A 3,407-nucleotide genomic window follows, 5' to 3' on the forward strand; every position below is an offset into this window, starting at 1 on the left:
TGGAGCGGGAAACGAGATTCGAACTCGCGACCCCAACCTTGGCAAGGTTGTGCTCTACCACTGAGCTATTCCCGCGTTGTTGTGTGGCGCGCATTATAGCGGCGTTTTGGGAGCGGTCAAGCGACGTTTTGTGTTTTTTTCGTCTTTTGACCGCTTTTTTATTCAGTTTGCTGTTTTTCCGTGGTTTTGTGCAGATTAGTCCTGTTTTTCTTCGTCGTGGTTGAGGTAGCCGCGCAGCAGGTAGATTTGTACCAGCATGAACAGCAGGGTGCCGCCGGCGCTGCCCCAGAGCTTGAAGCCAACCCAGAAGTCGTCGGAGAAGCCGTAGGCGATGACGAGGTTCAGCACCGCCATCAGGATGAAGTAAAGCGCCCAGATGAGGTTGAGGCGGCGCCAGAGGGCGTCCGGCATGGTGAGGACGCTGCCGAGCATTTTCTGGATGAGGTTGGTTTTGCCCTGCCATTGGGTGACGAGCAGGGCGGCGGCGAAGACGAGGTAAACGATGCTCGGTTTCCATTTGATGAACATCGGGTTTTTCAGGATGAGGGTGATGCTGCCGAGGACGAGGATGGCGATGGCAGTCAGCCAGTGCTGTTTGCTGACCGGTTTTTTGCGTCCACGCAGCCAGAGGAGTTGCAGCACGGTGCCAATCATGAGGACGGCGGTCGCCCAGTAGAGCGCCTGTTCACCGTGTCCGCTCCATTTGGCGGCAAGGTAGGTGGAGATAAAGCCGATGACGGGGAGGATTTCTTGCATGGTTGTTCCAGGTGTTCAGGGATTGCGGCGGTGCGCGGCGGCGATCGCCAGCGCGGTGATTTCCTGCACGCCCGCAGCGGCGAGGGTGCGCGCGGCTTCGCGCAGGGTCGCGCCGCTGGTGACAACGTCATCGACCAGCAGCAGGCGTGGCGGCAGGTCGCCGCACACGGCAAAGGCGCCACGGATGTTGCGCCGTCTGGCGGCGTGGGTGGGCAGGCTTGATTGGGGCACGCGCCCGGCTTTGGCAAAAACGTCTTCGCCGATGAGCGGGACGCCGAGCAGGCGGGAGGCGGCACGCGCCGGGTAAAGGGTCTGGTTGTAGCCACGCTGGCGCAGGCGTTTGACGGAAACGGGCATGGCGACGACGGCATCAACGGCGACCAGATGCGCACGCAACAGGCGGCAGGTTTCGTCTTCCAGCACGCGCAGCGCGCGGCGGTCGGCCTGATATTTGCCGCGCAGGATGATGTTGCGCACGTCTTCGGTGAATTGCCAGCGCACCAGCAGCCGCTGGTAGGCGGGTGGCCGTTGCAGGCAGGCGCCGCAGGGATAGCGTTCGTCGGCGACGCCGTTGGCGCAGGTCGGGCAATGTTTGCCGACAGACGGCAGGCGCTTGGCGCAGGCATCACAAAGGCCAATCACTTCGGGCGCACCGCAGATGAGGCAACGCGGGCAGATGAAGCGGGTCAGCCAGCGGGCAATCATGCGGCGGCGATGCGCGCCAGCAGGGTGTTGTGCAGGTAGGTGTTGGCGGCGACGATGTTGCCGGAATCGAGCATGGTGTGCCCGCCGTCAAGGTCGGTGACAATCGCCCCCGCTTCTTGCGCGATGAGGATGCCGGCGCAGATGTCCCACGGTTTCAACCCCATTTCAAAGAAGCCGTCAACGCGGTTGGCGGCGACAAAGCACAAATCGAGCGAAGCAGAACCGAGGCGGCGCACGTCGGCGATTTCCGTCAGCACCGATTGCAAAATCGCGTACTGGCGCGGCATCAGCTCGGGGTAGCGGAAGGGAAAACCGGTGGCGACGATGGCGCGGCCACCGTCGCGCAGGGCGCTGACCCGCAGCTTGCGCCCGTTCAGCTGTGCGCCTTCGCCACGCGCGGCGGTGAACCATTCCTCCGTCGCCGGGTTATAAACGATGCCCAGCTCCGGTTTGCCGCGCTTGACCAGGCCGATGGAAACGGCGAACTGCGGCAGGCCGTGCAGAAAATTGGTGGTACCGTCCAGCGGGTCAATCACCCAGCAAAATTCGCTTTCTTCAGCGCGGGCGCGGGTTTCGCCCGATTCTTCGCCGAGAAAATCGTGCTGTGGGTACTTGTCGAGCAGGATATTCTTGATGACCTCTTCGGCGCGCCGGTCAACGACGCTGACCAGATCACCGCGCCCCTTTTCTTCAATCTGGATTTGGTCGAGCTGGCGCAGCCCCATTTGCAGAATCTTGCCCGCTTCCTCGGCGGCACGGCGCGCGATGGTAAGTGTTGGATTTATAGCCATTTTTGTACCTCTTAAACTGTAAAGCGGCGGCATTGTAGCAGTATCAACACTTTTCACGGGCAAAAAAAAACCCCGCACAATCATGCGGGGCAATAATCATCATGAGGCAATGTGACAGTTAGCATTAGCTGTTCCGTCGGAGCGAATAATAGGAGTTCTTGTTTGCATAATCAAGACTTTTATGGTGCTTGATGAGAATCTTTGCGTAATACACTGTTAATTAATAGATAAATAGAAGGCAAAAACAGAGAAAAACGGCAGATTTAAGGATTTTGGCCACACGCCTGCCGCAAACCCCGTAGAACGGAACGTACAAAGTTGTATCTCCCGCCCCTTTTGGGTGTGTTCTGTGTAATGCAGAACTGTAAAAATAGTGCGCCATAACCATGCCAAGACTCAGGGCTACCGCATACTGGACAAAGCCCACACAACTCCACTATAATTCGCCGCCTTCGGAGAGATGGCAGAGTGGTTTAATGCACCGGTCTTGAAAACCGACGGGGGTTAACGCCCTCCCAGGGTTCGAATCCCTGTCTCTCCGCCACATTCAAAAGCAAATGCACCCAGCCGGGTGCTTTTTTTGCACTTGAGACCAGTAATTGCGGGAATCTTTCACTCGTTTGCGTCCATTTGTCTGCACTTGAAACCGGCAAAATCCTGTTGTAACCAAACTTTTTTGCGGTAGTCTATGCGGTAACGTTTGCCGTTACTGCGAGGATTAGTACATCATACTCAAAAATGTTGTGCCGCTTACCGCAATACAGATGAGAACGCCGAGCAACGACAGCCCTGCCCTTCCCTAGGCGCTGTTTGCAATTCGGCGGATAAGTCCCTCTCTCTTGCTTCGCAAGCAATGCTTGTCGCTGCGCGAGCTGTTCCAGTCCCTCTGGGACAAGTATTTGCTCGCGTAGCGAGAGAGGGGTTGGGATGAGGGTAGCAAACAATTGAAAAATTGGAATTTCGGCTCATCCATAATATCGCTCACCCCCTCCCCAATCCTCCCCCGGGTACCTACGCAAAATGCGGACGCATTTTGCGTAGGTACCCGCCCGCTGCGGGCTTCGCCCAGCAGGGAAGGGGGTCTTTCAAATTGCAAACACCCCCTAGGGGCTGTTTACAATTCACTCATAGCGGTAACCAAACCATGATGCAGCC

The 3,407-nt window shown here is 57.6% G+C and carries 3 protein-coding genes and 2 tRNA genes; 1 reads left to right on the forward strand and 4 read right to left on the reverse strand.

The genetic code is table 11. The features are described 5' to 3' along the window. The 4 genes from ACO54Z_RS12915 to ACO54Z_RS12930 all read right to left on the reverse strand — a co-directional run bounded on the left by ACO54Z_RS12915 (nt 1) and on the right by ACO54Z_RS12930 (nt 2,252). Nucleotides 1–75, reverse strand: a tRNA-Gly gene (locus ACO54Z_RS12915). A 120-nt stretch (nt 76–195) separates the two neighbouring features. Further along, nucleotides 196–756, reverse strand: coding sequence for an inner membrane-spanning protein YciB (locus ACO54Z_RS12920; RefSeq protein WP_485997382.1), 561 nt, complete (start codon nt 754–756; stop codon nt 196–198). A gap of 15 nt (nt 757–771) precedes the next feature. Next, nucleotides 772–1,461: a phosphoribosyltransferase family protein gene (locus tag ACO54Z_RS12925; protein ID WP_485997383.1), complete on the reverse strand. Its 690-nt coding sequence runs from the start codon at nt 1,459–1,461 to the stop codon at nt 772–774. Beyond that, nucleotides 1,458–2,252 carry an inositol monophosphatase family protein gene (locus tag ACO54Z_RS12930; RefSeq protein ID WP_485997384.1) on the reverse strand — a complete coding sequence of 265 codons (795 nt, stop codon included), beginning with the start codon at nt 2,250–2,252 and terminating at the stop codon, nt 1,458–1,460. The genes ACO54Z_RS12925 and ACO54Z_RS12930 overlap by 4 nt, the downstream gene beginning before the upstream one ends. Nucleotides 2,253–2,706: 454 nt before the next feature. On the opposite strand from ACO54Z_RS12930, the gene ACO54Z_RS12935 reads away from it, so the two are divergent. Further along, nucleotides 2,707–2,796 (forward strand) — tRNA-Ser (locus tag ACO54Z_RS12935). Nucleotides 2,797–3,407 lie beyond the last annotated feature (611 nt).

The sequence above is a fragment of the Cardiobacterium sp. genome (assembly GCF_057314735.1).

Coding starts and splice junctions, on each gene's coding strand:
- ACO54Z_RS12920 (WP_485997382.1), bottom strand. CDS start 756: ATGCAAGAAATCCTCCCCGTCATCGGCTTTATCTCCACCTACCTTGCC.
- ACO54Z_RS12925 (WP_485997383.1), bottom strand. CDS start 1,461: ATGATTGCCCGCTGGCTGACCCGCTTCATCTGCCCGCGTTGCCTCATC.
- ACO54Z_RS12930 (WP_485997384.1), bottom strand. CDS start 2,252: ATGGCTATAAATCCAACACTTACCATCGCGCGCCGTGCCGCCGAGGAA.